Raw genomic sequence first — 26771 nt, 5'->3', positions numbered from 1 at the left:
AGTCCAACATCACCCCCCGGTTTGTCCATAGGCCCCCCGCCGCACCGTCCGCAAGCTGGACCGATGCGAACCCCCCTACGCACCGCGGCGGCCGCCGCGGCGGGCGGCCTGGTGGCCGCGCTGCTCGCGGTCCTCCCCGCCCGGGCCGCCACCCCCGTGACGATCGGCTCCGCGGACCTCACGGTCCGCGTCGACCCCAACTTCCCCCGCGTCATCGGCTACACCCACCGCGCCACCGGCCGCACCCTCGACGGCAACCCGGACGCCCTCAGCACCATCCAGGTCAACGGCACCGCCCACACCCCCGCCGTCACCTCGACCGTGTCCGCCGCCGCCGTCGACTACACGATGGCCTTCTCCGGCGTCACCATCCGCTCCCGCCTCCAGGTGACCGGATCCGTCGTCGAGTTCAGGGTCACCGCCATCGAGGACACCGCCGCCCTGCGGGTCCGCACCTTCGCCGTCCCCGACCACACCCTCGTCAGCGTCCGCAGCGACCAGCCCGGGGCCGCCCTGGCCACCGCGCGGATGCACACCGCCACCACCGGCAGCGGCGACACCTTCACCTCCGTCACCGCGAACACCCCCGTCGACGCCGCCCCCACCACGGTCATGTACGGGCTGCTCAACACCTCGGGACTCGCCGCCGCCGTCGACTCCAACTCCCTCTACGACAAACCCTCCGGCGGCACCGCCCGCGACAACGGCCGGATCGCCAAGCGCGTCGTCGACAAGGGCACCCACCGGCGGGCCGGCCTCTGGAGCGGCGACTGGCTGTACCGCGCCGAGGGCGCCGCCGACACCGACACCGAGCCCCTCCCGTACGCCCGGGTCGCGATCACCGCGGACCGCAACGGCGACTCCGCCGTGGACTGGCAGGACGCGGCCGTCGCCTACCGCGACATCTGGACCCCGCCCACCGGCTGGCAGCACACCGCCGACCGCGTCGTCCAGCGCATCCCCTTCAACTTCGCCTCCCAGGCCACCCACCCCTTCGCCCAGACCCTGGACGAGACCAAGCGGGTCGCCCTCGCCACCGACGGCCTCGGCCAGTTCGTCCTGCTCAAGGGGTACGCCTCCGAGGGCCACGACTCCGCCCACATGGACTACAAGAACGTCGGCGCCAAGCTCGGCGGAGCCGCCGGACTGCGCGCGCTGACCACCGCCGGCCACGCCTGGAACGCGGACTTCGGCGTCCACGTCAACGCCACCGAGGAATACCCGGTCTCCGCCACCTTCGACCCAGCCCGCCACTCCGGCGGACCCGGCTGGGACTGGCTCGACCAGTCGTACTACGTCGACACCCGCCGCGACGGCCAGTCCGGGCAGCGCCTCCAGCGGCTCGCCGACCTCAAGAACGCCGTGCCCGGCCTCGACTTCCTCTACGTCGACGTCTGGTACGGCGACGGCTACGTCTCCCGCAGGCTCCAGCGGGAGATCGGCGGCCTCGGCCTCCAACTGGCCACCGAGTTCCCCAACACCCTGACCGAACAGTCCCTCTGGCACCACTGGGCCGCCGACGTCAACTACGGCGGCACCGACCTCAAGGGCATCAACTCCACCATCGCCCGCTTCATCGGCAACCACGTCAAGGACGACTGGATCGCCGGCCACCCGCTCCTCGGCGGCGCCGAGGTCACCGCGTACGAGGGCTGGCAGGGCAAGAAGGACTTCACCGCCTTCCTGAACACCACCTTCGGCGTCAACCTCCCCACCAAGTACCTCCAGGGCTCCCCGGTCACCGGCTGGTCGGGCGGCACGGTCACCCTCGCCGACGGCACGAAGGCCACCACCTCGGGCAACACCCGCAGGATCACCACCGGCGGCCGGCTCGTCCTCAACGGAGACACCTACCTGCTGCCGCGCGACGGCAAGCTCTACCACTGGAACGCCAAGGGCGGCAGCACCACCTGGACCCTGCCCGCCGGCTGGACCGCACCCAGGCTCTACCGGCTCACCGACACCGGCCGGCAGTACGTCTCCGACCCGCCCGTCAGCCAGGGCCAGATCACGCTCGACGCCACCGCCAAGACCGCGTACGTCCTCCACAACGGGGCCGCCCCCGCACCGGCCGACCCCAAGTGGGGCGAGGGCACCCCGCTCAAGGACCCCGGCTTCCACGCCGGCGACCTCACCGCCTGGACCGTCACCGGCACCGGCGCCTCCGTCGCCCGCAACGCCCTCGGCCAGAACGAACTCGTCCTCGCCCCCGGCACCTCGCCCAGGGTGTCCCAGACCCTGACCGGCCTCACCCCCGGCACCCACGCCGCCTCCGTCTGGGTCTCCACCCCCGCCGGCCGCACCACCACCCTCACCGTCACCCCGGCCGGCGGCACCCCCGCCGCCGTCACCGCCGACTCGTCCCCGCTGACCAACACCCTCGGCGGCAGCGAGAAGAACGGCACGAAGATGCAGCGCATGAAGGTGCTCTTCGACGTGCCGGCCGGCCAGTCCGCCGCCACCCTCCAGCTCACCGCAACGGCCGGCACCGGCACCGGCACCGTGTACCTGGACGACGTACGGGTGGTCCCCTCCGCCCGCACCCCGCTCGGCGGCCACACCTACGCCGAGGACTTCGAGAACGTCGACGCCGGCTGGGGACCCTTCGCCTTCGGCGGCGCCGGCGGCTCCGCCACCGACCCCCGCACCCACATCGCCCAGCGCAACGCCCCGTTCACGCAGGCCGGATGGAACGGCAAGCTCGTCGACGACGTCATCAACGGGCAGAACTCCCTCAAGTCCCACGAGGAGCGCCAGGGCCTCGTCTACCGCACCCTCCCGCAGACCCTGCCGCTCACCGAAGGCCACACGTACCGGGTCGGCTTCCTGTACGAGAACGGCTTCGCCGGCGACTACCAGTTCGTCACCGGCACCGGGAGCACCGAGACGGCCACCGCACTCGGCCAGGCCCGCACGCCGACGGCGTTCAGCACCACCTTCACCGCCGGTGCCGGCGCCTGGATCGGCGTACGGAAGGTCACCGGGGAGGGCTCCCACAACGAGGCCGACCTGATCCTCGACGACCTCACCGTGGACGACCTCGGCACCGGAGGGGGCGGCGAACGGCTCGTCCCGCAGGCGCAGATGAGGGTCGCGGCCGTGGACAGCGAGGAGACCGCCGGCGAGAACGGCCGGGCCTCGAACGTGCTGGACGGCGACCCGGCCACCATCTGGCACACCCAGTGGTACCAGTCCACCGCACCGATGCCGCACGAGATCACGCTCGACCTCGGCGCCGCGTACAACGTCTCGGCCCTGTACTGCCTGCCGCGGCAGACGCAGAGCAACGGACGCATCGCCGACTACCAGGTCTTCACCTCCGCGGACGGCGTCACCTGGGGCCCGGCGGCCGCCGCCGGCACCTTCCCGGACACCGCCGACCGGCAGACCGTGACCCTCGCGCCGCGCACGGCCCGCTACGTACGCCTGAAGGCCACCCGGGAGGTCGGCGGCAACCCGTGGACCTCGGCCGCCGAACTGAACGTGGGCTACCTGCCGTGACAACCTAGCGGCCCTGGCGCTGGTCCCGGAACCGGACCGGCGCCACACCCACCCGGCGGCTGAACAGCCGGCTGAAGTACGACGCGTCCTCGTACCCGACCCGCCGGGCGACCCCGGCGACCGGCAGGTCGGTACGGACGAGCAGCTCCTTGGCCCGGTCCAGCCGGATCCCCAGGAGGTACTCCTTGACGCCCTCCCCGGTGATCCGCCGCACCACACCCCGCAGTTCGGCCAGCGGCATGCCGAGCCGGGCCGCGTGCTCGGCCACGGAGATCGGCAGCAGCGCGTCCCGGGCGAGGGCCTCCATCACGGCCTCGCCCTGCCGGGTCACCTCCAGCCGGGCGTACCGCAGGGCCACCAGCAGCGCGTGCACCGCGGCCGCGGCCTCCACGTGCAGCAGGGGGCTGTCCCGGCGGGCAGCCCGCACGATGCCGTCCACGATGTGCTGCACCTCGGCGGTCTCGCGGAGCGGTACCACGGGACATTGCGGTGTGACATAGCCCAGGTCCGCGTACGCCTCCACACCGGGCCCCGTGAAGTCCACGAAGCACTCGTCCCACCCGGTCCCGGGCTCCGGCGCGTAGTGGTGCTCCACCCCCGGCACCAGCCACAGCAGCACCGGCGCACTGACGGCCTGCGGCGGCCGCCCGCCATGACTGAACCACCCCCGTCCCCGCGTGACGACCACGGCGACGTGGTGGTCCAGCCGCCGCGGCCCCACGGTCGGCAGGTTCCCCGACTGCAGCCCCACCCCCAGACACACCAGCCCGAGCCGTCGGTGCTGGAACGTCGGCGAGAAGTAACGCATCCACTGGCTGTGCGGCATGCCGCGTGATTGTGATCGACACCGAGGCGTGGCTCAAGGGGGCGTACGTGAACTAGCCTCGGTCCGTGCGGACCCTGGACCGCGTGCGTCCGGGGGCGGGGGGACGCGATGGACGCCATGCACGACCAGTTGGCCCTCGTGGCCCGCTCCACGGTGCAGCTCCTCGACGGCCAACGCGAGCTGGTGGGCACCGCCTTCTTCATCGCTCCCGGCGTGCTGCTCACTTCGGACCGCGTCGTCGGCGCCGTCCTCGACCGACGCGAGGAGCCCGCGCTCGCCGTGCGGTCGCCGGCACTCCTCGACGGTGCCGTGCTTCCCGTTCGCCTCCTGCGGCGCATGGGACCGAGCATCGGCTGGGAACGGGAGATGGCCCTCCTCGAGCTGCTCGACCCGTCCGTGGAACACGACTGCGTGTGGCTGGAGGATCACGTAGTCGGAAAACCGCTCGCCGCCGTGATGCTCGGATACCACCCCGCCCCGAGCGTCGGCGAGCAGCCCCAACTGTCACCCCACATGTATTCCTTGGCGTCCACCGTTGGAGTCCCGAGATGGGTCCGGAAACCCGAGTTCGTGTTTCCCGGGCTCGCGGGGTCGCCGCTCGTGCAGGAGATCGGCGGCGGGGTCATCGGGATGGTCGCTCTGAAGGGCGGCGACCGCGGGACCGGCGCGCTGAGCGTCTCCGTGCTGCGCCGATTTCGCCCCTTGTACCAGCGTGTGATCGCGGCGCACGACCTCTGGCACGGCGCGCGTGCCCGAGAAGGGCACGCCTCCGGCTGGGTCCACCTCCTGGAGAGCCTCTGGAGGGACGACGATCCCAACGACTGGCGACCACGTGACCAGTGTGCCGCCCTCTCGCTGCTCGCAGAGCTCCCGCTCCCACCGGACGGCGGTGTCGTGTGGGACCTGGCGATGCGCGCCGCCCGGGGCCCCGGAGTGAGTCTGGACCCACCGGGGCCAAAGCTGATGTGGCGTAACGGTCTGGATGCGCTGCACCTGCAGGACGGGCCGCTGCCCGCCCCCGAACAGCTGCGGTACCTCTGGCTCGTCGCGCGGTACGCGGAGGAGGCTGGAAGCGACCCCTCGGCCCTCGACGAATGGCTCGACGCCCGGGTGGACCGGCTCGACGACGACGGCCGCTGGGCCGTGTTGCCCTACGGTCCCCGGCGTCCGGCCGCTGCTCCGCCAGCTCCGGCACCCGAGCCGGCCCCCTGCTGGCAGGCCGGCGGGGCGCTGCTCGTCGGGGTCGGGGCGTACGACCACCTGCCGGACGTGCCCGGGGTCGGAAACAACCTGGACGACCTCGCCGAGCTGCTGACCTCGGCGGAGTTCGGCATCCCACCGGGGCACCTCCGCGTGCTGCGCGACCCCCGGACCCACACCGAGATCCACGACGCACTGGAGGAGTTGGCCGAGGGGATCGCCCCCGCAGGCGGGGCGCTGCTCGTCTACTACGCCGGGCACGGCCGCGCCCACCCCACCCACGGGCGGATGCTGTTGTCCCTGGCCGGATCCCGCGAACAACGTCCCTACAGCTACTGGGAGTTCGACCAACTCCGCACCCACCTCGTCGACGTCGGCCCGCTCACCCGGCTGGTGGTGATCGACAGCTGCTACAGCGGGTCCGCACTGGAGCAGCTGTCCGGCGGCGACTACGGCTCCGCCGTGGCCATCGACGGTACGTACGTGATGGCCTCCTCCGGGGCCACCGAGCCCTCCCTCGCCCCCGTCGGAGCCCGGCACACCACGTTCACCGGTCGCCTCCTCGAAGCACTCCGCGACGGCATCCCCGGCGGAGGGCCGCTCATCGACGCCGACGCCCTCTTCCTCGCCGTGCGCGACCACTGCCGGGCCGCCGTGGAGCCCGTACCCATCCGCCAGGTCCGCAACGACGGCGCCCGTATCCCGCTCGTCGCCAACAAGGCCCACTGGAGGTCCCCTTGGCACACGTCGTCCACGTGACCCTGCCCGGCGGCGGACAGGCTCCGGATGCCCTGCGGCAGTTCCTCGGCCGGGACCCCGGCTTCCGGGCCGCGGGCCGCGCCGGCTGGGTGCCCGCGGAAGCAGCCGCAGAAGGGCAACTCGGGACCGGGCTCGACGTCCTCACCCTCGCCGTCACCGGGGTGCTCGCGCTGCCGTCCGCCATCGAGACCGTGCGCCGTTGGTGTGCCTCCCCGGGGCAGGGGGACGACACCGCCGTCGAATTGCGGGCCGGGGAGACCGTCGTGCGGGTCACCGGTGCGACCTCCCCCGGGCAGGTCGCCGCCCTCGCCGCCGCGCTGGCCCAGGGCCTGGAGCCGGAAGCGACCCCGTCAACTAACCTGTCCGCCAGCATAGTTGACCAGGCGTCGGCCCAGCCGGAACCCGAGGAGAACCGTTGACCACTCCGCACCGCTTGGACCCCGCCGGCGGCTGCCCGCACGCCGACAACGCGCGTCTGCTCGCCGAGGGGCCGGTCGCCTCCGTCCTGCTCCCCGGCGGCGTCGAGGGCATGGCGGTGCTCGGGCACGAGGCGCTCAAGGAGTTCCTGGCCCACCCCGACGTCGCCAAGAACGCCCGGCACTTCGCCGCCCTCCAGGCCGGGGAGATACCCGACGGCTGGCCGCTGAAGACCTTCGCCACCGTCCAGGGCATGACCACCGCCGACGACGCCGACCACCGGCGCCTGCGCTCCCTGGTCAGCAAGGCCTTCACCGCCCGCCGCGTCGAGGAGCTGCGTCCCCGCGTCGAGGAGCTGGCCGGCCGGCTGCTCGACGGCCTCGACCGCGCCGCGGCCGACGGCGACGGCACCGCCGACCTGCGCCGCCACTTCGCCATGCCGCTGCCCATGGGCGTGATCGGCGACCTGCTCGGCGTCGACGCCGAGCACCACGACCGGCTGCACCACCTCTCCGACCGGATCGTCTCGACCGACATCGCCCCCGCCGACGTCCTCGCCGCCAACCGGGAGCTGGTCGCCCTGCTCGGCGCCGTCGCCCAGGCCCGTACCGAGGCGCCCGGCGAGGACCTCACCAGCGCCCTGATCCTGGCCCGGGAGGAGGACGGGGACCGGCTCGGCGCCCACGAGCTGATCGGCACCCTGCTGCTGATGATCATCGCCGGGCACGAGACCACCCTCAACCTGATCACCAACGCCGTCCGCGCCCTCTGCACCCACCGCGACCAGCTCGCCCTCGTCCAGGAGGGCAAGGCCGACTGGGCCGACGTCGTCGAGGAGACCCTGCGCTGGGACAGCCCGGTCAGCTACTTCCCCTTCCGCTACCCGGTGAGGGACCTTCCGATCGGCGGCACCGTGATCCCGCGGGGCACCCCCGTCCTCGCCGGGTACTCGGCCGCCGGGCGCGACCGGTCCGCCCACGGCCCCGACGCCGACCGCTTCGACATCACCCGCACCACCGGGACCCGGCACATCTCCCTCGGCCACGGCCCGCACTACTGCCTGGGCGCACCCCTGGCCCGGATGGAGGCCGTGATCGCCCTGCGGGCGCTGTTCACCCGCTTCCCCGACCTCGACCTCGCGGTCCCCGAGGCGGAGGCGGCGCGCCACGCCAGCTTCGTCGGCAACAGCGTCCGGGCCCTGCCGGTGCGGCTGCGCCCGGGCACGTAACGCACCGGTTTGGCGGCCGGGTCGCTGGGCAGCAGCGCCTGCACAGCTGACCCGACGCCCCTGGAGGCACCGATGTCGACCGGCTCACTCATCGCCATCATCGTCGCCTGCGCCGTCGTCCTGGTCCTCGTGCTGGCGGCGCTGTGGATGTTCTCCCGCCGTCGCCGGCTGCAGCGGGACTTCGGCCCGGAGTACGACCGCGCCGTCGCGGAGCAGGGCGGCAGAATGGCCGCCGAAAAGGAGCTGCGCGGGCGCGAGAGGCGTCATGACGACCTGGAGCTGCGCGAACTCCCCACCGAGGTGCGGCGCCGGTACGCCGACGAGTGGAGCGGCGTGCAGCAGCGTTTCGTCGACCACCCCGAGAGCGCGGTGGCCCAGGCCGACACGCTGGTCACCCGCCTCATGGACGAGCGCGGCTACCCCACCGACGGCTACCGGCAGCAGCTCCAGGACCTGTCGGTCGAACACGGCAGCACCCTCGAGCACTACCGGCGCGCCCACGAGGTGAACGAACGCAACGGTGACGGCCGCGTCACCACCGAGGAACTGCGCGGCGCGATGGTCCACTACCGGGCCCTCTTCGACGACCTGCTGGACAGCGGCACCGCGGGCGGCGGTGCACGGCGAGGTGAGTGACATGGCACACGACGAGACGCGGCAGACCCCGGCCACCGAGGACCTCCTGGGCCCGGACCGGGACGGTCCGGACCGGGACGCGGGACAGGACGCCGGCCGGGGCGATCGGCAGCCCCTCTACCCGGGCGAGGCCACCGAGGGCACCGGACCGTCCGACGGCCGGAGCCTCGCCGAACGGCGGGAGAACGACCTGGCGGACCCCGGCGACTCGGCACTCGACGACGCCGACCGCGCCGGTGATGCGGAACTGGCCCGCGCCGACCGGGCGGGCGACCCGGAACTCGCCGGGGCCGACCGGGCGGGCGACGCCGAACTGGCCGGCGCCGAGCGCGCCGGGGACCCGGGCGAGTCCGGTGACCCCGGTACGGCGTCCCCCGACGGCGGCCCCGCCCGCACGACGGGACGCACCGCCGGGGAGAGCGACGCCGTGGCCGAAGCCGGCACCGGCGGCGCCGCGGACCGCGCGTCGGGGAACGGCGCGGCGGGCGGGGAGCCCGAGGGCGAGCCGCTCCTCGCGTCCGGGAAGGCCAGTGAGTGGCGCGAGGAGTGGAGCAGGATCCAGGGCGGCTTCGTCGACGACCCCCGCGCCTCCGTGCGCGAGGCGGACGGCCTCGTCGCCACGGTGATGCAGAGCCTCGCCGGCACCTTCGCGGACCGCAAGCAGCAGCTGGAAGGCCAGTGGCAGGCCGGCGGAGAGGTGGCCACCGAGGACCTCCGGCTGGCCCTGCGGCAGTACCGGTCCTTCTTCGACCGGCTGCTGCGCACCTGACCGCACGGCCGGCTCCCGTCCGTACGGCCGGCAGCCGGCCGTGAACGCCGGAAACCCCGCCCGGCCCCCTCCTCGGGGCCGGGCGGGGTCCGTCCGTCCCGTCAGGAGGACGGACCGGCCTCGCGGGTCCGGATCAGGGGGACGGGCTGACCTGGACCGTGGTCCGGAAGCCGTTCTGCGCCTCCTTGAGGACCGTGATGCGGGTGCCGGTGTCCGGGACCTTCACGCCGACCTGCGGCAGGTCCGGGCTCCAGTACACGCCCGTCCGGTCGTCGAAGACCGGCACGCCCGCACGCTCCGGGACGATCACCGGCACGCCGTTGCGGTGCAGCACCAGCTCCGCGCTCGGGCGCAGCGAGAACGGCGCGTCGAACGTCTGAGCCCGCGCGTTCAGCGGGGTGCCGTCCGTGTACCGCAGCGCCTCCGGCCGGGCGTCGACCGGCAGGATCAGCCCCGAACCCGGGTGCGCCTTCGTGGTGTTGTCGCTGTACGCGGTGTCCCACAGCCAGATCAGCACGCCCAACTGGTACGGGTAGAACTCCACCGTGTCCTTGCGGACCGGGTCGGAGCCCCAGCCGAAGTTGTACGGGCCGGTCTTCAGGTACGCGCCGTACCCGGTGTACCGGCGGTTCTCCACGACGTACGCGCGGGGGTGCTCGGCGATGCCCGTACGGCCCTGCGTGCGCGACCACTTGACCGCGGTCCAGCCGTTCGCGCCCTGCTCCGCGCCGTCGCGCAGCAGCTCACGGCCGGCCGAGGTGACGGTCACGGCGTCGAGGGCGACGCCCTTGCCGTGGGTGTTGCTGTCGGAGGTCACCCGCAGCCGCAGCTGCACGGTGGTTCCCGCGAACCGGTCGAGCGGCACGGACAGTTCGGTCCAGCCGCCGGAGGTGCCGGAGATCCCGCGGGCCGGTACGGGCGCGCCGCCGGCCGTGCCGGGCAGCGCGGCCCAGGTGCCGCCGCCGTCCGTGGAGGCCTCGACGGTCAGGAAGTCGTAGTCCTGCTCGATGTCGTACCAGACGCGGGCGTCGAGCCGGGCGCCCTCGGCGGGGACGGCGATGCTCCGGGAGAGGGTGTTGTCCATGAAGTCACCCGTGCCGCTCCACCACGCGCTGCCGCCCTCGAACGGGTCGGTGAGGTCGGTCCTGGTCACCGACGGCGGGAGGTGCACCAGCAGGGCCTGCGGGTCCTCGGTGTGGTAGCCGGAGACGCCGAGCACGGCGCGCGCCCGGCGGCCCGCGTCGGCCTCCGTGTAGTCCAGCCAGCCGAGCTGCAGCTTGCTCCAGGCGTCCAGGTCGCCCGGGACGTCACCGGTGGTGTTGCGCCCGCGCCCGAGGTAGGAGCCCGCGGACATCAGCGACCAGTAGTTGACGCTGTTGTCGCCGTCGGAGCTGTACAGGTCCGGCAGGCCCAGGTCGTGGCCGAACTCGTGGGCGAACAGGCCCGCTCCGCTGTTCTCGCCGCCGGTGAGGTAGTCGCCCGCCCAGAGGCCCGAGTCGCCGACGGGCGTGCCGCCGGCCTTGTTGCCCTCCGGTCCGGCCTGGCCGGCCTGGTTCCAGTACGCGAACCAGCGGTGCGCCCACACGGCGTCCTTGCCCTGCCGGCCGCCGCCCCAGGTCTGGTCCTTGCCCGCGTGGACGACGACCAGGTGGTCGAGGTAGCCGTCGGGCTCGTCGAAGTTCCCGTCCCGGTCGGCGTCGTAGCGGTCCCACACGTCGTACTCGGCCAGCGCGGCCCTGATCTCGGCGGGCGTACGGCCCTTGGCCCGCTCGGAGTGGTACCAGGCGTTGGTGGCGTCCCGGATCATGTCCCAGTTGGTGCGGCACTGGCCGGGCTCGGAGCAGTTGTCGGTGCCGTAGCGGGCCTCGTTCCACGGCAGCCGGACCCAGTCGGTGACGTGGCCGTCCATGTCGTAGCGGCCGGAGGACTGGAGCCGGTAGTAGTTGCGCAGGCTCACCGCGCCCGGCTCGGCCGAGAAGAACTGCCGCTGGTAGTAGGCCCGGTCGAAGTCCTTGCGCCACACGGTGTGGTTGTCGGCCTTCGCCGGCTTCTCGATGGCGTTGTGCCGGGGGCCGGGCTCGCCGCCGAAGCGCGGCTTGCCCTCGAACTCGGTGGTGGTGTCCACCTGGTCGCCGAACTCGGCCAGGATCACGAAGACCTTGTCCTTGCGCTGCTGCGCCAGTTCGACGTACCGCTTGCCGACCTTGACCGTCTGGGGGAGGCGCCCGTCGGCGCCGGCCTTCAGGGACCCGGCCGCCACGCGCTCCAGCGCCTGCCGGCGCAGGGCCTGCCGCTGGAGCTCCAGCGGGGCGGGCGGCGGGGCGTCGGCCCGGCCCGGGCCCTCGGCCGGGGGAGTGCCGGTGGCCGGGAGCGGGGCGGCCGGCGGCGGGGCGGCCAGCGCGGGAGCGGCGAGCAGCGCCAGGGATATCGCCGCCCCTGCCGCGATCAGTCTGCGCAACGTAGGGGGTCCTTTCGGGAGTTGGTCCCGGAGACGGGGAACGGGCCGGCCGGGGCCGACCCGAGCGCAGGTAATATTTCACATGTGACAGGTCATGCATAGATGTGAAATTGCACAGCGTGCGTCGCCGTGCGATCCGCGTACCCCGCCGACCCCCCGCCCCGCCCTGCCCCGCCGCCCCCGCCCCCTTGCCGTCGCCCGCCCCGCCACCGCCGCGACGGACCTACCCGCCGTCGCCGCCGTCCGCGTCCTCCCGCCGCGCCGTCCGCTCCCCGTCCTTGCGGGCCAGCAGCAGACCGGGCATCACCAGCCAGCAGACGACGAACCAGGCCGTGACGATCCCCGTGATCACCCAGGCGATCCAGTGCGAGGTCGCCACGTGCAGGAGCAGCAGCACCGACAGGTTGACGGTCAGTGCCAGCAGCACGATCCCCACCGACACCAGCCGCCCCGCGTCCCGCACCAGGTGGGGCTTGAGGTGGTGGCCGGCCAGCAGCCGGTGGTAGGCCACCGGCGCGATCATCGTCCCCGTGGCCAGCGCGCCCAGGGCGACCGTGACCACGTACAGCGTCTTGTCGAACGTCCCCAGCTCGGCGTAGCGCGGCGTGAACACCACGCTCAACAGGAAGCCGAACAGGATCTGGGCGCCCGTCTGTGCCACCCGGACCTCTTGGAGCGTCTCGTTCCACCGCCGGTCCGCCCGCTCGTCCGGGGTCTCGTCACGCTCCGGGCCGCCGCCCTTCCCGGGCCGCTCCTCCGCCATGGCTCACCTCCGGACCGACACCGCCCGTACGCTCCCGCGCCTGTCCGCGGCAGGCCCAGGTAAACGCCCGCACACCGGTTCCGCGCCTCCTGACCGGGTAGCCGCAGGTCATGAGCCCGCACGGCCACACCCCGCGCCCCCTGCGCGACTACGCGCTGCTCGCCGACGGCGAGCGCGGCGCCCTGACCGCCCCCTGCGGCGACATCGTCTGGATGTGCGCCCCCCGCTGGCACAGCGGCGCCGTCTTCTCCGAGCTGACCGGCGGCAGCGGCCACTTCGCGGTGTCGCCGGAGGGCGTGCGGTCCCTGCCGTGCGGCTGGTACGAGGAGGGCACGCTGATCCGCACCACCCGCTGGACCGGTGCCGGCGGCGTCGTCGAGTGCCGGGACGCGCTCGCCGCGCCTGGCGACCCGCACCGGGCGGTCCTGCTGCGCCGCATCCACGCCGTGAACGGCCCGGCCGTGGTCCGCGTCGAGCTCTCGATCCGGGCCCGCTTCGGCGCCCACCCCATGACCGGTCTGCACCGGGACCGCGGCCACTGGGTGGGCCGCAGCGGTCCCCTGAGCTTCCGGCTCCGGGGCGTGCCCGAGAACGCGGACGCCACCCGGCCGGGAGTCCCGGACTCCGTCACCGCACTGATCGCCCTGCCCCCGGGCGGCACCCGCGACCTGGTGCTGGAGATCGCCGACGCGCGCGGCGGCAGCGTGCTCAACGGCCGGGGGGACGAGGCCGCGCGGCTGTGGCGGGAGACGGAACGCTTCTGGGCCGCCGCCGTGCCCGACTGCGCCGACCTCACGGCCCGCAGCGACGCCCGGCACGCGTACGCCGTGCTCACCGGCCTGACCGCGCGCACCGGCGCGATGGTGGCCGCCGCGGCCAACCCGCTGCCCGAGCACGCCGCCGCCGGAGGCGGCCACGACCACCGCTACGCGTGGGTCCGTGACCAGTGCATCGCCGGCACCGCCGTCGCCGCCCACGGCCCGCACCGCCTCCTCGACGACGCCGTCCGCGTCGTCGCCGCCCGGGTCCTCGAGTACGGTCCCGACCTCCACGCGGCCTACCGGGTCGACGGCCGCCCCGTGCCCCGCGAGCACGAACTGCCGCTCGCCGAGGGCGCCGACGCCGGCCCCGCCGGTTTCCTGACCGGCGGCCGGCCGGACGGCAGGTTCCAGCTGGACACCTTCGGCGAGGTGCTCGAACTGCTGGCCGCCGCGGCCCGCCGCGACCGCCTCGACGGTGACGGTGAACGGGCCGCCGAGGTCGCCGTCAGCGCCCTGGAGGGCAACTGGCAGCGGCCCGACGGGGGCCTGTGGGACCTGCACCCCGCCTGGTGGACGCACTCCCGGCTGGCCGCCGTCAGCGGCCTGCGGGCCGCGGCCCGGGACATCGCGCCCCGCAACGTGGCCTTCGCCTGGTCCGAACTGGCCGACACGATCCTGCACGAGACCGAACGCACCTGCCTGCACTGGTCGGGCCGCTGGCAGCGCAGCCGCCAGGACCCGGGCGTCGACGCCGCCCTGCTGCGGCCGCTGGCCCGCGGTGGCCTGCCGCCCGCCGAGCCGGCCCTCTCGGTGACCCGGCAGGCGGTCCAGCACGACCTGGCCCGCGACGGCTTCGTCCACCGCTTCCGGACCGACGGCGCGGGGCCCGGACGGCCCGAAGGAGCCTCCCTGGCCTGCGGGTTCCTGATGACCACGGCCTGCCTGGCCGAGAACCGGCCCGCCGCGGCCGCCCGCTGGTTCGAGCGCACCCGCTCCGCGTACGGCCCGCCGGGGCTGTTCGCCCAGGAGTACGACGTCGAGCTGCGCGAACTGCGCGGCAACCTCCCGGGCGCCCTGGTCCACGCCCTGCTCCTGGACAGCACCGTGCGGCTGACGGCCGCGGACCAGGACGTGGCGGGCTGACGCACGGCAGTGCTGCACGGCAGTGCCCCGGCCGGTCACACGACGGGAGCCCGTCACACAGCGGTTCCCGGGCGCACCGCGGTCCCTAGGCCTGCGGCCGGCGGACCCCCCGCCGCAGCGGCGGCGCCTCGGGCAGCAGGCCCGCGCGCAGGGTGCGCAGGATCCGGCTCAGCAGCCGGGACACCTGCATCTGGGACACGCCAACCCGCTCGCCGATCTCGGACTGGGTGAGCTCCTCGACGTACCGCAGGGACAGGATCAGCCGGTCCCGCTCGGACAGCTCGCCGACCAGCGGTTTGAGCGCCTCCAGCAGTTCGATCCGCTCGAACTGCGGGTCGTCGCCGCCGAGGGCACGGGTGAGCTGGTTGCCGTTCTCGGCGTAGTCGAACGCGATGTCGAGGGAGCGGGCGGTGAAGCCGTTCGAGGCGCCCTGCCCCTCCACCACCTCCTCCTCCGTGATCCCGAGCGCCCCGGCCAGGTCGGTCACGGTCGGCTCGCGGTCCAGCTCCTGGACCAGGTCGTCGCCCGTCTTCGCGAGGTCCAGGCGCAGCTCCTGGAGGCGGCGGGGGACCCGTACGGACCAACTGGTGTCCCGGAAGAACCGCTTGATCTCGCCGATGATCGTCGGCATGGCGAACGAGGCGAACTCCACGCCCCGGTCCGGGTCGAAGCGGTTGATGGCCTTGATCAGGCCGATGGTGCCCACCTGGATGATGTCGTCCAGCGGCTCCCGGGCGTTGCGGAAGCGCTGCGCGGCGTGCTTGACGAGGCTGAGGTTGAGCTCCACCAGGGTGTTGCGGAGCCGGGAGTACTCGGCCGTGCCCTCCTCGGCCCGCCGCATGCGGGCGAAGAGCAGCGCGGAGACGGCGCGTGCCTCGGCGCAGCCGACGGTCCGCGGGTCGGGCATGTCCGGCAGTGGGGGAAGCCCGGGCGGACCCGCGGCCGCGGTGCGCGGGGCGGCCCCGTCGAGCGGGGCGGCCCCGGCCCGTGGCGCGCTCCCCGTGTGCGGGGCGGTCCCGGTGGGCGTCCTGGTCCTGGTCGTGGTCCTGGTCATGGGAATCCTTCGATTCTCGACAAGGCACCGCGCCTACCCAGGATCGGCCGAGTGATGCCCCGCCCGCCCGGCCCGGCCCCGCCTCCACCCGTCCCGGACCTCTCGCCGCCCGTTCAGCCGCCCGTTCCCCCGCTCAGTCCGCCCCCGCCACCTCCACCCGCACCCGGTGCCACCCGGTCGCCCCGTCCGGCAGCACGCCCTGCTCCTCGCCGGTCTGCACGGCGCCGGTGCCGTCCACGGCCCGCACCTCCAGCACGTGCCGGCCCGGCGTGGCGGGCCACCGCCACACCCACTGCCGCCAGGTGTCCACGGTGTCCTCGGCGGCCAGCACCGCCTGCTGCCAGGGGCCGCCGTCCACCCGTACCTGTACGGCCGAGATGCCCCGGTGCTGGGCCCACGCCACCCCGGCCACCGCCACGGTCCCGGCGCGCAGCGCGGCGCTTCCGCGCGGCACGTCGATCCGGGACTGGGTCTTCACCGGCGCCCGCGCGGCCCAGGCGCGGCGCACCCAGTAGGCGTCGTACGCGGCGAACGTGGTGAGCCGCAGCTCCGCCAGCCACTTGCAGGCCGACACGTACCCGTAGAGACCGGGGACGACCATCCGCACCGGGAAGCCGTGGGCGAACGGCAGCGGTTCGCCGTTCATGCCGATCGCCAGCAGCGCGTCCCGGCCGTCCAGCACCGTCTCCACCGGCGTCCCGATGGTCATGCCGTCCACCGAGCGGGCCACCAGCTGGTCCGCCGGGCCGCCCCGCGAGGGCGCCCGCACCCCGGCCTCCCGGAGCACGTCCGCCAGTCGCACGCCGAGCCAGCGGGCGTTGCCCACCAGGTCGCCGCCCACCTCGTTGGAGACGCACGCCAGGGTGATGTCCCGCTCGACCAGCTCCCGGGCGAGCAGGTCGGCGTACCGCAGCGTGAGCGGACGCGTCACCCCCTCGCCGTGGATCCGCAGCGTCCAGCGGTCCGCGCTGAGCCGGGGCACCACCAGGGCCGTGTCGATCCGGTAGAAGGACGCGTTCGGGGTGAGGAAGGGGCCGAGCCCGGGCACCGGCAGCTGGACCCCGGGCGGCAGCGGCCGCGCGGGGGAGGCCGGCGCCGGCAGCTCCAGGGCGGCGCGGTCGGCGGCGGCGTCCGCGGCACCCGAGGCACCGGACAGGCGCCCCGCGAGGTAGGCGACCGCGGAACCGCCGGCGGCCGCCAGGACCACCGTCAGGAACCGGCGCCGGTCGTACCCGCGCCCGCCCGGCGGCCCCGGCCGGCGCACCGCGGCCGTCAGCAGGTACAGCACCGCGGCCGCGACGGCCCCCGCCACGGCGGAGGGCAGCGCGTCCCGCGGCGAGGCGTCGGGCCGGCCGGCCGCCGCGACCGCGCCCACCAGCCCGAAGGCCAGGGCCAGCACGGCACCGTAGAGCGGCCCGGCGCGGACCCCGACCACGCCCGCCCCGGCGGCGAACAGCGCGAGCAGGAGCAGGATGCCGAGCCGCAGCACCAGCTTGTCCGAGGTGCCGAAGACCTGGATGGCCCACTCCCTGACCGGCGGGGGCACGAGGTCGACCACCGCGCCCCCGACCGCCGTCACCGGCCCCGACTGCGGGCGCACCCACGCCGAGACCAGCTCCGCCGCGGCCAGCGCCGACACCCCGGCGACCAGACCGGCGGCCGCGCCCAGCAGACCGGCCGACGGCGGGGGGCCGGCGGACGGCGGCACACGGGGCGACGGGCCCGGGCCGCGTGACGGGTCGGGGCCGGGCGACGGGTCGGGGCCGGGCGACGGCGGAGGGCCGGGCCGGCCGCGTCCGCCGCCCGCCCCGGCGCCCCCGGTTCCGTTTTCCTCCACGGGTCAGTTCAGCGCTTCCGCGATCGCGGTGGCCAGGGCGTGCGCGTCACCGCTCGGCTCGGTGGGGTGCGCGGTGGTCTTGCGCGCCCACGCGTCCTCGAAGGCGAACCAGTCGATGGTCTCGGGTGCTTCTCCGGACACCAGTGCCTCCTCCAGCGACGTGAAGTACGCCTTCCAGCGGGCCGCGTAGAACTCCTCCAGCATGCCCGCCCACTCGCGGTTGGCGTAGTCGTGCAGGAAGCCCGCCTCGCTGGTCGCGTGGGGGCCCCAGGTGGTGAGCAGGGAGCGTACGTCGTACTCGTAACGGTCCTTCTCGGCCTGGTCCGTCCCCCACGAGCGGGCCGCCGCCAGCCGGGGGCCCAGCAGGAAGTTGCGGTCGGAGCCGGTCACCGCGGCCAGCATCCGCTCGTGCTCCTGCCACTGTCCGACCAGTTCGCGGAACCGGGCCGGGTTCTTCCCCTCGTACGCCGCCTTGATCTGCGGCAGCAGCACGCGGGACCGGTTGGCCAGCGCCTGCCGCGCCACGTCCACCAGGTCGTAGTGGTACGCGGAGGAGCCGCGCAGCTTCGGGTCCACCGCCAGCAGCGCCTTGAGCGCGGTCTCCACGGAGGCGGCGGGATAGCGCATGGCCCGCGGGCTGCCCCAGCCGGAACTGCTCACCGTCAGGCTCGGCCGGGCGGTGAACAGGCTGTCCTGGGGCTCCGACCAGTAGCCGGAGGCCATGTCGTACGGGCCCTTGCGCAGCGCTTCCCAGGCGGCCGCGGCCTGCGCGTCCTCCCCGCCGTAGCGGCGCCGGGCGTAGTCGGCGAACCACCGCTCGTGGTCCAGCGGCCCCGGCTCCCAGGCCAGGTCGGTGAAGAGGTCGTACGCCGCGGGATCGGTGCCGGTGGCCTCCGGCAGGTAGGCGATGCCGCTCAGCCGGCTCCCCGCCTTCTCCCGCCACTCCCGGAACCGGGTCAGCCAGACGCCGGTGTTGGCGCCGATGGTGGTGTGGCCGCCGAAGTTGGGGATCGTGCCGAGCGCGTAGGGGGTGTTCTCCCAGCGGGTCTCGCGGTCCAGTTTGTTGTAGCGGTCGGACAGCCCGTCGATGATCAGCAGCCGGGACGTGTCGACCCCGGCCAGCAGGTCCTTGGTGGGATCGTCCTGCCAGCCCAGCACCGCCCAGAGGGCGCCCGGGTGCGCGGCGTGCAGGGCGGCCTGCACGGCCGCGGCGCCGGCCTTGACGTCGACGCCGCCGACGGAGCCGCCCTCGTGCAGCGGGCTCATCCGGTACATCGTGGAGTCCCCGAACGCGGCACGCTGCTCGGCGTAGTAGTCGGTGGCCAGTTCGGCGAAGACCGGGCCCGACGGGTCGAGCCAGTCCGGCCGGTCGAAGCCGGACCAGTCGCCCTGCGGGACCACCTTGGCGCCGGGGTTGCGGGCGGCGAAGCCGGGCGGGACCGTCCCGAAGTAGCCCGGCAGCACCGGGGTCATGCCCAGGGAGCGGAGCCGGTCGGTGATCCGGCGGCCCAGTTCGGCCCGTTCGGTCAGCAGCCGCTCGGTGACCGGGCCGCCGAAGGCGCTCAGGTTCTGCAGCAGCCACCAGCCCTGGTGCGCGGGGCCGGGGATCCAGGCGCGCAGCTCCTCGGCGGTGTACCCGTACCGCTGGAGCGCCTTGTAGTACGGGTACTCGGCGCCGACCTGCACGAACACCTCGTTGATCCCGTGCAGGGCGAGCAGGTCGATCTGGCGCTGGTGGTCGGCGAAGGTCCGGTACGCGCCCGAGTACCCGTCGTCGGTGTCGTTGAGGGCGTAGCGGTGGGGCACCAGGGCGGTCCGGGTCACGGCGGCCGGGACGGCCGGCAGCCGCTCCGGGAGCCGGCCGAGGCTGTCGCCCGGCCAGCCGATGTCGACCTTGGCGACGTGCTGGAGGTACCAGCCGACGCCGGTGAGCATGGTGGCCGGGCTGGTGGCCCGGACCGTGATGCGGCCGGCCCGCCCGGACACGGTGAAGCCGTCCTTGCCGTCGGCGCTGCGGGCGGCCGGGAACAGGGTGATCTGGCCCGCGTGTTCGGGCAGCAGCCGCAGCAGGGCCTCCTCGGCCGCGGTGTCGTCGAAGAAGGCGGCGCGGGCCCGGGTGGTGGCCGCCGGGGCGTCCGGTACGGCGGGCCGTGCGGCGCTGCGTACGGCGGGCCGTGCGGCGCTGCGTACGGCGGGCCGCGCGGCGTCCGGCAGGGCGGGCCGTGCGGCCGGGAGGGGTGCGGGGGCGGCAGGTGCGGCGGGGGCCGCGGGGGCCGCGGGCGCCGCGGGGGCGCCCGTCGCGGGTGCCGAGGCGCTGCCGAGCAGGCAGAGCAGGGCCGCGGCCAGGGTGGTGCGCGTCAGCCTCATGGGGCTTCCTCCGGGTCAGACGGGCAGGGCCCAGGCCTGGTTGACGAGGTGGTGGCCGCAGGGGCGCAGGCGCAGCGGGCCCGTCTCGGTGCCGGTGGGGGCGTCCAGGCAGGCACCGGACGCGCCGTCCGTGACGGTGCCGTCGGGGCGCGCCTGCCACCGCTGGCCCGGGGTGGAGCCGGGGGCGCAGGCGGCCAGGGCCACGGTGGTGCCGTCGGCGGCCGTCAGGCACCGGGCACCGAGGCGCAGGGTGTTGTCGGGGAGCAGGGCCCAGCGCTGGTCGGCGCCGCCCGTGCAGGGGGCGAGGGCGACGGTGCCGGCGCCCGTGGTGTGGTCGCCGTCGGCGCAGGCCATCGCGTTGCCGGTGATCTGGCCGGTCGGGACGGCCGGGTCGCAGCCGCGGGGGGTGAGCCGCCAGACGGCGGTGCCGTGGGCGGGCACGGTGGCGGTCAGCCGGGTGCGGGCGGTGGAGGTGGTGCCGGTCCACAGGTCCCGGGCGGTGACGCGGCAGGACGGCAGGCCGATGTCGGCGAGGTCCACCGTGACCGGGCGGGCCGACTCGGTGCGGTTGAGGACGGCCACGGCGCGGTCGCCGCCCGCCAGCGGCCGGGCGAGCACGTCCGTGGCGCCGTCGGTGGAGACGATGCCGGCCTGGCGGCCCAACGGGTCCTGGTCCAGGTCGATCAGGTCCTCGTTGCCCAGCGCGGCCAGGCCGGCCGGGGTCAGCTCGGAGACCTCGGAGGAGAGGATGAACGGCGCCGCCATCATGGCCCACAGGGCGACCTGGCTGCGGCCCTCCTCGTCGGTGAGGCCGGGGGCGCCCGCGATCAGGAAGTCGGGGTCGTTCCAGTTGCCGGGCTCCGCGTAGCGGGCCAGCCAGCGGTTGTAGCCGTAGTTGCCGAGCACGGACTTCCAGCGCGAGGTGGCCGGCGCGCTCGGCTTGTACACCTGGATGTCGCGGCCCTCGCGCCACAGCTGCCCGGTGCCGCCGACCCAGCCGAGCACCGAGAACCAGGCCGGGCTGCCCCATTCCCCGTTCTGGAAGTACGCGGGCGCCGAGGCCGACAGGACCATCGGCCGCCCGGTGGCGCGGATGGCCTCGGCCACCGCCTCGTACGCCTCCCGGTAGGCGGCCTCCTTGGTCTGGCCGGGGGCCACCCACACGTTGCAGCCGTCCATCTTGATGTAGTCCACCTTCCAGGAGGCGAACAGCGCCATGTCCTGGGTGAAGTGGTCGGGGCCGCCGCCCGCGGGCCGGCCGGAGCCGGGGTAGCGCTCGCAGGTGAGGGAGCCGGTGTCCTCGTAGATGCCGAACTTCAGCCCCTTGGCGTGCAGGTACTCGCCCAGCCACGCCATGCCGTGGGGGAACTTGACCGGGTCGGCCACCAGCTCGCCGGCCGGGCCCCGGGACTTCTCCATCCAGCAGTCGTCCACGGTGACCGTGTCGTAGCCCTTGTCCGCCAGGCCCGAGGCGACCAGGGCGTCGGCGTTCGCGACGACCTTCGCCTCGTCGATGTCACACATGTAGTGCGCCCAGTTGTTCCAGCCCATGGGCGGTTTCCCGGCCATCGTGGTCACGGGCGCGGGGGCGTCCGCCGGGGCGGGGGCGTCCGCCGTGGCGGGGTTGGCGCCGAGGGGAAGGCTGAGCAGGGCCGCGGCGGTGAGGCCGCCGGACAGCGCGCGCAGGCGGTGCGGCACGGATGACTCCTTGGAGTGAGGGCGTGCTGACGTTCCGTCGTGCCCTCAGTCCAGCGGCGCATGTAATGAAGTGTCAACTTTCATCATGAAATACAACCCCATGAGCTGGGGAAAGGGTCCCAACGGGTGGATCCGGCGGGGCCGCCGTACGGCGGCACGGTGCCGGGCCGCTCCGTCGGCCTGGCGGTCCGTCAGCCGGTGAGCGGAACGCCGCGCCCCCGGGCCCCGGCCGCAGATCCGCCCGTCCGGTCCACCACCGCCCGTCCGGTCACCTGCCCCGACGAGCCCCCCGCCCCGACCACGACCCGCCCCCCTTAGCCCATCCGGTCCACGGTCCGGGCCCCCACCGGCCCGCCCGCAGGCGCACGTGACGGGCCCGCGCCCCGCCGGGCAGGCTTCGCCCACCAGGGCCGCCACGGTCCGGCCCCCAGTGGCCTGACCGCAGGCCCCCGTGACGGGCCCTGCGGCCCACCGGACACCCGCGAGCGCCAGCCCTGGCGAAGTCCCGTCCCACCGACTCCACCCGTCCCCTGTTCGCCCAACCGGAGCACGGGCCGGGCCCTCTCGGGCCCTCCCGGACGGTCCGGCTGCGCGCGGCGTCCGCGCTCACCCTGCTCGGGCTCCTCGCGCGGGGCGCGGCCGGGCCGGCGTCGGCGGCGGACCTCCCGCTGCTCGCCCGACGCGCCCCGACCGCCCCACCATCCCGCCCTGGCCAGCCCCCCCACACCGGCTACGCCGTCCCGCACGGGGTCGAGCCCCGACCTTCACGTGCAGGGCGCCGCTGGGCCCCCGTCCACCGCGCGCCCGCTCCCCGCCCCAACACGCCGCCCCGCACGAGACGGCACCGGACGGCGCCGGGCTGGTCGGGTGCGCGGGGCGGGGGAGGTGTGGCCAGGAGAGCGGCCGAGGGGTTCGTCGCGCGTCGGACGGCCGAGCTGCGTCGGCCCGATCGGCGCGTGGGCGGGCCCCGCAGTCCGTCGGATCCGCCTGGTCGGTCCGTCACCCACGCCCCGATCGAGGGTCGTCCTGTCTGCTCCCGTCGCGTACGCCGCCAGGGCTCGCGCGGCAGGCCGGCCCGGCCGGCTCCCCGAAAGGCGCGGCGCGTTCGTTCGGGGCGGCCGTCCGGCGCGCGGGGCGGGGGAGTTGTGTGTGGGAGAGAGAGCGGCCGAGCGGCTCGCGGTGCGCCCGATGGCCGGGCTCCCTCCCCCCCCCCCGCTGGCCCGGTCCGGTCCCCGGCGGGTCCGGCAGTCCGTCGCGCCGGCCCAGGCCGGCCGGTCCCGTCGTCTCGGCAGACCGAGTCGTTCTGGCGCCCCGGCCGGCCCCGTCGTGCCGGCGCCCCGGAAGGCCCCGTCATGCCGGCGCCGTTCAAGACGCGCCACGTCGGCTTCGCGCGTCCCGGACTCCGCCGGAGTTCGCCTGGCGCGCCCCCGCCCGTCCGCCCGGGGACCACCCGCCCGGACCCGCCCGGGGACCATCCGCCCCCGCCCGTCCGCCCGAGGATCACCCGCCCGGGGGACCGGCCGCCCCCGCTCGTCCGCCCGGGGATCACCCGCCCCAGGGGGCCGGCCGCCCGGACCCGCCCTGGGGGATCACCCACCCCCGACCGCCCGGGGCAACCCGCCCAGGGGGCCACCCGCCCCGCTCATCCGCCTGGGGACCACCGCCCTGGGGGATCACCCGCCCCGGGGGGCCGGCCGCCCGGACCCACCCGGGACCACCCGCCCCCGACCGCCCGGGGCAACCCGCCCCGCCCGTCCGCCCGGGGACCACCCCCCTCGGGGACCGTCCGCCCGGGGACCACCCCCCCTCGGGGACCGTCCGCCCGGGGACCACCCCCCCCTCGGGGACCGTCCGCCCGGGGACCACCCCCCTCGGGGACCGTCCGCCCGGGACCGTCCGCCCGGGGACCGCCCGCCCGGGGGACCGTCCGCCCGGAGGAGGCGAGTGCGGCTCGCGGCCCGCCCCGCCTGCGATACGGCGTATGTTACGGTGTATCTCATGCCGCGCCGTTCCGACGCACTCGACCGGGCCACCCCGGGGGCCATTGCCGAAGCCGCCCTGCGGATCCTCGACGAGGACGGCCCCGCCGCACTGAGCTTCCGCTCCCTCGCGGACCGGCTCGACGTCTCGCACGCCACCGTGCAGCGCCGTTGCACCGACCTCGCCGGCCTCCTCGACCTGTGCACCGACCACCTCGCCGCCCGCCTCCCCGTCGTGCCGCCCGGCACCCCCTGGGCCGAGGCCGCGGAGCTCCGGTTCACCGGCCTGTACGCACTCCTCACCGCCCACCCCGGCCTCCTGGTCCTCCGCGGCGCCCGGCCCTGGCTCGGCCGCAACCTCCTCGCCCGGCTCGTCGAGCCGGCCATCGCCGACGGCCTCGCCGCCGGAATGACCGCGCCGGAGGCGATGACCGCGTACCGCCGGATGTACCTGCTGACCCTCGGCAGCGCCGCCTTCGTCGACCACCGCGACCCCCGGGGCGCCACCGAGGCCTCCCGCGCGGCCCTGGCCGCCCTCGACCCCGCCGACTTCCCCGCCCTGTCCGGTCACGCGGCCGAGATGCTGCCCGCCCTGACCGGCCACGAGGTGTACTACGGCGCCCTGCGCCAGCTCATCGCCGCGGCCCGCCCCACGGTCACGGCCCCCGCCACCCCCGCCGCCTCCGCCGCCCCCGACCAGGAGGACCGCCGATGACCGCCCTGTCGTACGCCGAGATCCGCTCCGCCGCCGACCGCATCGCGGGCCACGTCCGGCCCGTGGCCCTGGCCCCCGCCGGCCCGGACCTCTGGTTCGCCCTCGAACACCTCCAGCACACCGGCTCGTTCAAGGCACGCGGCGCCCACAACTTCATCTCCGCCCACCGCGAGGCCGGCACCCTCCCCGCGGCGGGCGTCACCATCGCCTCCGGCGGCAACGCGGGCCTCGCCTGCGCCTGGGCGGCCCGCGGGGCCGGCGTACGCGCCACGGTGTTCCTCCCGAAGACCGCGCCGCGCGTCAAGGTCGACAAGCTGCGCTCGTACGGCGCCGACGTCCGCCTGGAGGGCTCCGAGTACGGCGAAGCCGCCATCGCCTGCCAGGAGTTCGCCGCCCTGAGCGGCGCGCTGGTCAGCCACGCGTACGACAACCCGCTGGTCGCCGCCGGTGCCGGCACCCTCCTCGACGAGATCCGGCAGGCGCTGCCGGGGCTCGGCACCGTCGTGGTCTCCGCGGGCGGCGGCGGCCTCTTCGCCGGCATCGCCACGGCCGCCCGCGAGCACGGCGTACGCGTCGTGGTCGTCGAACCCGAGAACTGCCGCGCCCTGAACGCCGCCCTGGAGGCCGGCCGCCCGGTCGACGTACCCGTGGCCTCGGTGGCCGCCGACGCCCTGGGCGCCCGGCGGGTCTCCCTCGACGCCCTCCACGCGGCCCGGCACCCGCACGTCGACTCGGTACTGGTCCCCGACGAGGCCATCGTCCGCGCCCGGCACCGGCTCTGGGAGGACCACCGTCTGGCCGTGGAACACGCCGCTGCCACCGCGTACGCCGCCCTCCCCGCCCTCCCCCCGACAACCACCCCCACGGCGGTCGTCCTCTGCGGCGCCAACACGGACCCGTCGGACCTGACCACCCCTCACACCGCTGCCTGACGACTGCCGCGGACCAACGCCCGCCCGGAGTCCCGCTCCCGCCGCCGACCGCCACCGGCTCCGCTCAGCGGCGCCCGGGGTGGTGAGGATGGACATCCAGGGCCACCATGCGGAACTGATCGATGCCTTCGCCTGTCGCGCCGAGGCGGTGGAAGGCGTCCAGTGCGCTCTGCCGGGCGCCGGCAGAGCCGCCGTCCTTCAGCACGATGAGCCGGATGGTGCAGTTCTGCGAGGGCTGCACCGTGTCCCCAGCCCAGAGAACACCGTCGTCATCCGGCTGAACCCGGACGATGTCTCCGTCGGCGATCCCGCGTGCGAACCAGGGCGTGTTGTCCAGCCGCGCCGTACCGTCGCCGAGGTCCACGGCCCACAGACTCTCGACGGCCACCGGCGGCCAGCCGTCCCCGTCCGTCGCCATACGGAAGTGGACCTTCACGTGGTCCTCGCTGATCTTCGTCACCGAACCATCATCCACGTCGCATCCGCCGTGCCGGACCGGGGAGTCCGGGAGGCGGGTGCCTTCGGATCCGGCGGGCAGGCCGCCACGATCGCCGACGGCCGGCCGCCGGGCGGTCGGCTGCCGGGCGGTCGGCTGCCGAAGCCCGGCCTCAGGGGCGGACGGCGGTGGCTGGGACGCCGGCGGTCCTCAGGGCGCGGGCCAGGCGTTCCATTTCCGGGAGGGTGCCCGTGTGGGCGCCGGTCAGGACGTCGTGCAGCGCGGCCTTCGCGCCAGGGAGGTCCAGGCCCCCTTCGGCGCGCAGGACCCGCATGACCGTGACGCGCGCCACCGGCAGGGCGACCCGCAGCCTCGCCGGTCCGTGCGCGGCGAGCAGCTGCTCCCGGCGCGCGGCCGGCGTGTCCCCGCCGCCGCACACCGCCACGGCGCACCCGCACGCGGCACACCGCGACTCTACGTCCCACCGCAACCGGCCGTCCACCAGCGCCTGCACGCCCAGGCACTCCAGTTCCGCACCGCACTCCCCGCACTCGCCGGCGTAGCCGACCGACTCGAAGACCGCGGCTCCGCGGCCTCAGGCATCGCCGTCCACGCCCCCTCGCAGCCCCCGGTCGGCGAGGCCGGAGCAGACCAGCGCGACTCGGCCGCGGGGGAAGGCCATCGCCGTGGCCTCCCCCGAATACACGCACACCAGCGAGTCGGGCCCCCGCCACCAGGTGTCCGCCAGGCCCCGGACCTCCCGCACCGGCTCGTGCCCGCTCAGGTCGATGCCGTCGATGCCGTCGATGCCGTCGACGTCGTCGCCGACGAGCCGGGTGATCTGCTTCGCCCGCTGGGACGCGTCGTGCGCCAGGGCGAGCGACTCCACCCAGCCCTCCACGGTGGCGTGGAGGGGCGCCCACTCGTCTCCCTGGATGCCGAACTCGCCGGACGGGCCGACGAGGAACGCGTAGGGGACCGCCGTCCGTTGCGTGCCGGCCTCGAACCACCACCCGGCCGGGTCCTGCTCCGGCGAGTCCGGATCGAGGTGGCGGGGGCCTCCGTCGTACTGCGGGACGGGCGGCAGCAGCAGGCCGCCCCACCGGGCCTGGAAGGCGGCCATCCGGTCGACCACCGCCGCGGGGACGTCCCGTTCGAGCCACCACTGCCGGTGGTCCTCGACCGGCCGGGCGGCGCCCCTCACGCCGTGCCTGCCGATGAAGGCGCGGGCGCGCCGGGTCAGGCCGTCGGGCATGTCGTCGACGAGAGGGGTGCTCACCCGGAGGACGGTA

Annotated in this window: 19 protein-coding genes; 9 read left to right on the top strand and 10 right to left on the bottom strand. The window is 75.1% G+C overall.

Annotated features, from left to right (window positions below; translation table 11 throughout):
• The first annotated feature begins 63 nt into the window (after positions 1-63).
• Entirely contained in the window at positions 64-3501 is a 3438-nt protein-coding gene (locus ACIQUQ_RS19835) for an endo-alpha-N-acetylgalactosaminidase family protein (RefSeq protein ID WP_403977386.1), read from the top strand.
• A 4-nt stretch (positions 3502-3505) separates the two neighbouring features.
• Here the strand turns inward: ACIQUQ_RS19835 and ACIQUQ_RS19830 are convergent, their stop codons facing one another.
• Positions 3506-4327, bottom strand: a complete 822-nt coding sequence (locus tag ACIQUQ_RS19830; protein ID WP_403977384.1) for a helix-turn-helix domain-containing protein — start codon at positions 4325-4327, stop codon at positions 3506-3508.
• 108 nt (positions 4328-4435) lie between these two features.
• Between ACIQUQ_RS19830 and ACIQUQ_RS19825 the strand changes: the two genes are divergently transcribed.
• The 5 genes from ACIQUQ_RS19825 to ACIQUQ_RS19805 all read left to right on the top strand — a co-directional run bounded on the left by ACIQUQ_RS19825 (position 4436) and on the right by ACIQUQ_RS19805 (position 9336).
• Positions 4436-6286 carry a caspase domain-containing protein gene (locus ACIQUQ_RS19825; protein ID WP_403977382.1) on the top strand — a complete coding sequence of 617 codons (1851 nt, stop codon included), beginning with the start codon at positions 4436-4438 and terminating at the stop codon, positions 6284-6286.
• A complete protein-coding gene (locus ACIQUQ_RS19820) occupies positions 6265-6705 on the top strand; it encodes a hypothetical protein (protein ID WP_403977380.1) in 441 nt (146 codons plus the stop codon). The genes ACIQUQ_RS19825 and ACIQUQ_RS19820 overlap by 22 nt, the downstream gene beginning before the upstream one ends.
• On the top strand, positions 6702-7931 hold the full coding sequence (locus ACIQUQ_RS19815) for a cytochrome P450 (protein ID WP_403977378.1): 1230 nt from the start codon (positions 6702-6704) through the stop codon (positions 7929-7931). The genes ACIQUQ_RS19820 and ACIQUQ_RS19815 overlap by 4 nt, the downstream gene beginning before the upstream one ends.
• 72 nt (positions 7932-8003) lie before the next feature.
• Positions 8004-8567, top strand: a complete 564-nt coding sequence (locus tag ACIQUQ_RS19810) for a hypothetical protein (RefSeq protein WP_403977376.1) — start codon at positions 8004-8006, stop codon at positions 8565-8567.
• Between the two features lies 1 nt (position 8568).
• Positions 8569-9336, top strand: coding sequence for a hypothetical protein (locus ACIQUQ_RS19805; protein WP_403977374.1), 768 nt, complete (start codon positions 8569-8571; stop codon positions 9334-9336).
• A gap of 133 nt (positions 9337-9469) precedes the next feature.
• Here ACIQUQ_RS19805 and ACIQUQ_RS19800 read toward each other — a convergent pair whose 3' ends face one another.
• Positions 9470-11794, bottom strand: a complete 2325-nt coding sequence (locus tag ACIQUQ_RS19800; protein ID WP_403977372.1) for an immune inhibitor A domain-containing protein — start codon at positions 11792-11794, stop codon at positions 9470-9472.
• Positions 11795-12017: 223 nt separating this feature from the next.
• The gene (locus ACIQUQ_RS19795; RefSeq protein WP_403977370.1) at positions 12018-12557 is read right to left on the bottom strand and encodes a DUF6328 family protein; all 540 of its coding nucleotides are present in this window, start codon (positions 12555-12557) and stop codon (positions 12018-12020) included.
• A gap of 110 nt (positions 12558-12667) precedes the next feature.
• Between ACIQUQ_RS19795 and ACIQUQ_RS19790 the strand changes: the two genes are divergently transcribed.
• Positions 12668-14461 carry a glycoside hydrolase family 15 protein gene (locus ACIQUQ_RS19790; RefSeq protein WP_403977368.1) on the top strand — a complete coding sequence of 598 codons (1794 nt, stop codon included), beginning with the start codon at positions 12668-12670 and terminating at the stop codon, positions 14459-14461.
• Between the two features lie 85 nt (positions 14462-14546).
• Here ACIQUQ_RS19790 and ACIQUQ_RS19785 read toward each other — a convergent pair whose 3' ends face one another.
• The 4 genes from ACIQUQ_RS19785 to ACIQUQ_RS19770 form a co-directional block, all read right to left on the bottom strand.
• Entirely contained in the window at positions 14547-15515 is a 969-nt protein-coding gene (locus tag ACIQUQ_RS19785; protein WP_403977366.1) for a SigB/SigF/SigG family RNA polymerase sigma factor, read from the bottom strand.
• 133 nt (positions 15516-15648) lie between these two features.
• Entirely contained in the window at positions 15649-17223 is a 1575-nt protein-coding gene (locus ACIQUQ_RS19780) for a molybdopterin-dependent oxidoreductase (protein WP_403977364.1), read from the bottom strand.
• Positions 17224-17355: 132 nt separating this feature from the next.
• Positions 17356-19719 (bottom strand): alpha-N-acetylglucosaminidase, encoded by a 2364-nt coding sequence (locus ACIQUQ_RS19775; RefSeq protein WP_403977362.1) that lies wholly within the window; start codon positions 19717-19719, stop codon positions 17356-17358.
• Between the two features lie 15 nt (positions 19720-19734).
• A complete protein-coding gene (locus tag ACIQUQ_RS19770; RefSeq protein WP_403977360.1) occupies positions 19735-21417 on the bottom strand; it encodes a ricin-type beta-trefoil lectin domain protein in 1683 nt (560 codons plus the stop codon).
• Between the two features lie 1998 nt (positions 21418-23415).
• On the opposite strand from ACIQUQ_RS19770, the gene ACIQUQ_RS19765 reads away from it, so the two are divergent.
• Positions 23416-24111 (top strand): TetR/AcrR family transcriptional regulator, encoded by a 696-nt coding sequence (locus ACIQUQ_RS19765; RefSeq protein ID WP_403977359.1) that lies wholly within the window; start codon positions 23416-23418, stop codon positions 24109-24111.
• Positions 24108-25043: a serine/threonine dehydratase gene (locus ACIQUQ_RS19760; RefSeq protein ID WP_403977357.1), complete on the top strand. Its 936-nt coding sequence runs from the start codon at positions 24108-24110 to the stop codon at positions 25041-25043. The genes ACIQUQ_RS19765 and ACIQUQ_RS19760 overlap by 4 nt, the downstream gene beginning before the upstream one ends.
• Before the next feature lie 64 nt (positions 25044-25107).
• On the opposite strand, the gene ACIQUQ_RS19755 is transcribed toward ACIQUQ_RS19760, so the two are convergent.
• The 3 genes from ACIQUQ_RS19755 to ACIQUQ_RS19745 all read right to left on the bottom strand — a co-directional run bounded on the left by ACIQUQ_RS19755 (position 25108) and on the right by ACIQUQ_RS19745 (position 26758).
• A complete protein-coding gene (locus ACIQUQ_RS19755; RefSeq protein WP_403977355.1) occupies positions 25108-25503 on the bottom strand; it encodes a DUF4265 domain-containing protein in 396 nt (131 codons plus the stop codon).
• Between the two features lie 148 nt (positions 25504-25651).
• Positions 25652-25993 carry a hypothetical protein gene (locus ACIQUQ_RS19750; protein WP_403977353.1) on the bottom strand — a complete coding sequence of 114 codons (342 nt, stop codon included), beginning with the start codon at positions 25991-25993 and terminating at the stop codon, positions 25652-25654.
• A gap of 81 nt (positions 25994-26074) precedes the next feature.
• Complete coding sequence (locus tag ACIQUQ_RS19745) at positions 26075-26758, bottom strand: hypothetical protein (protein ID WP_403977351.1); 684 nt, start codon at positions 26756-26758, stop codon at positions 26075-26077.
• Positions 26759-26771 lie beyond the last annotated feature (13 nt).

The organism is Streptomyces sp. NPDC101118, from assembly GCF_044759445.1.
Classification (GTDB): domain Bacteria; phylum Actinomycetota; class Actinomycetes; order Streptomycetales; family Streptomycetaceae; genus Streptomyces.
This window is presented reverse-complemented; position numbering and strand designations above follow the sequence as displayed.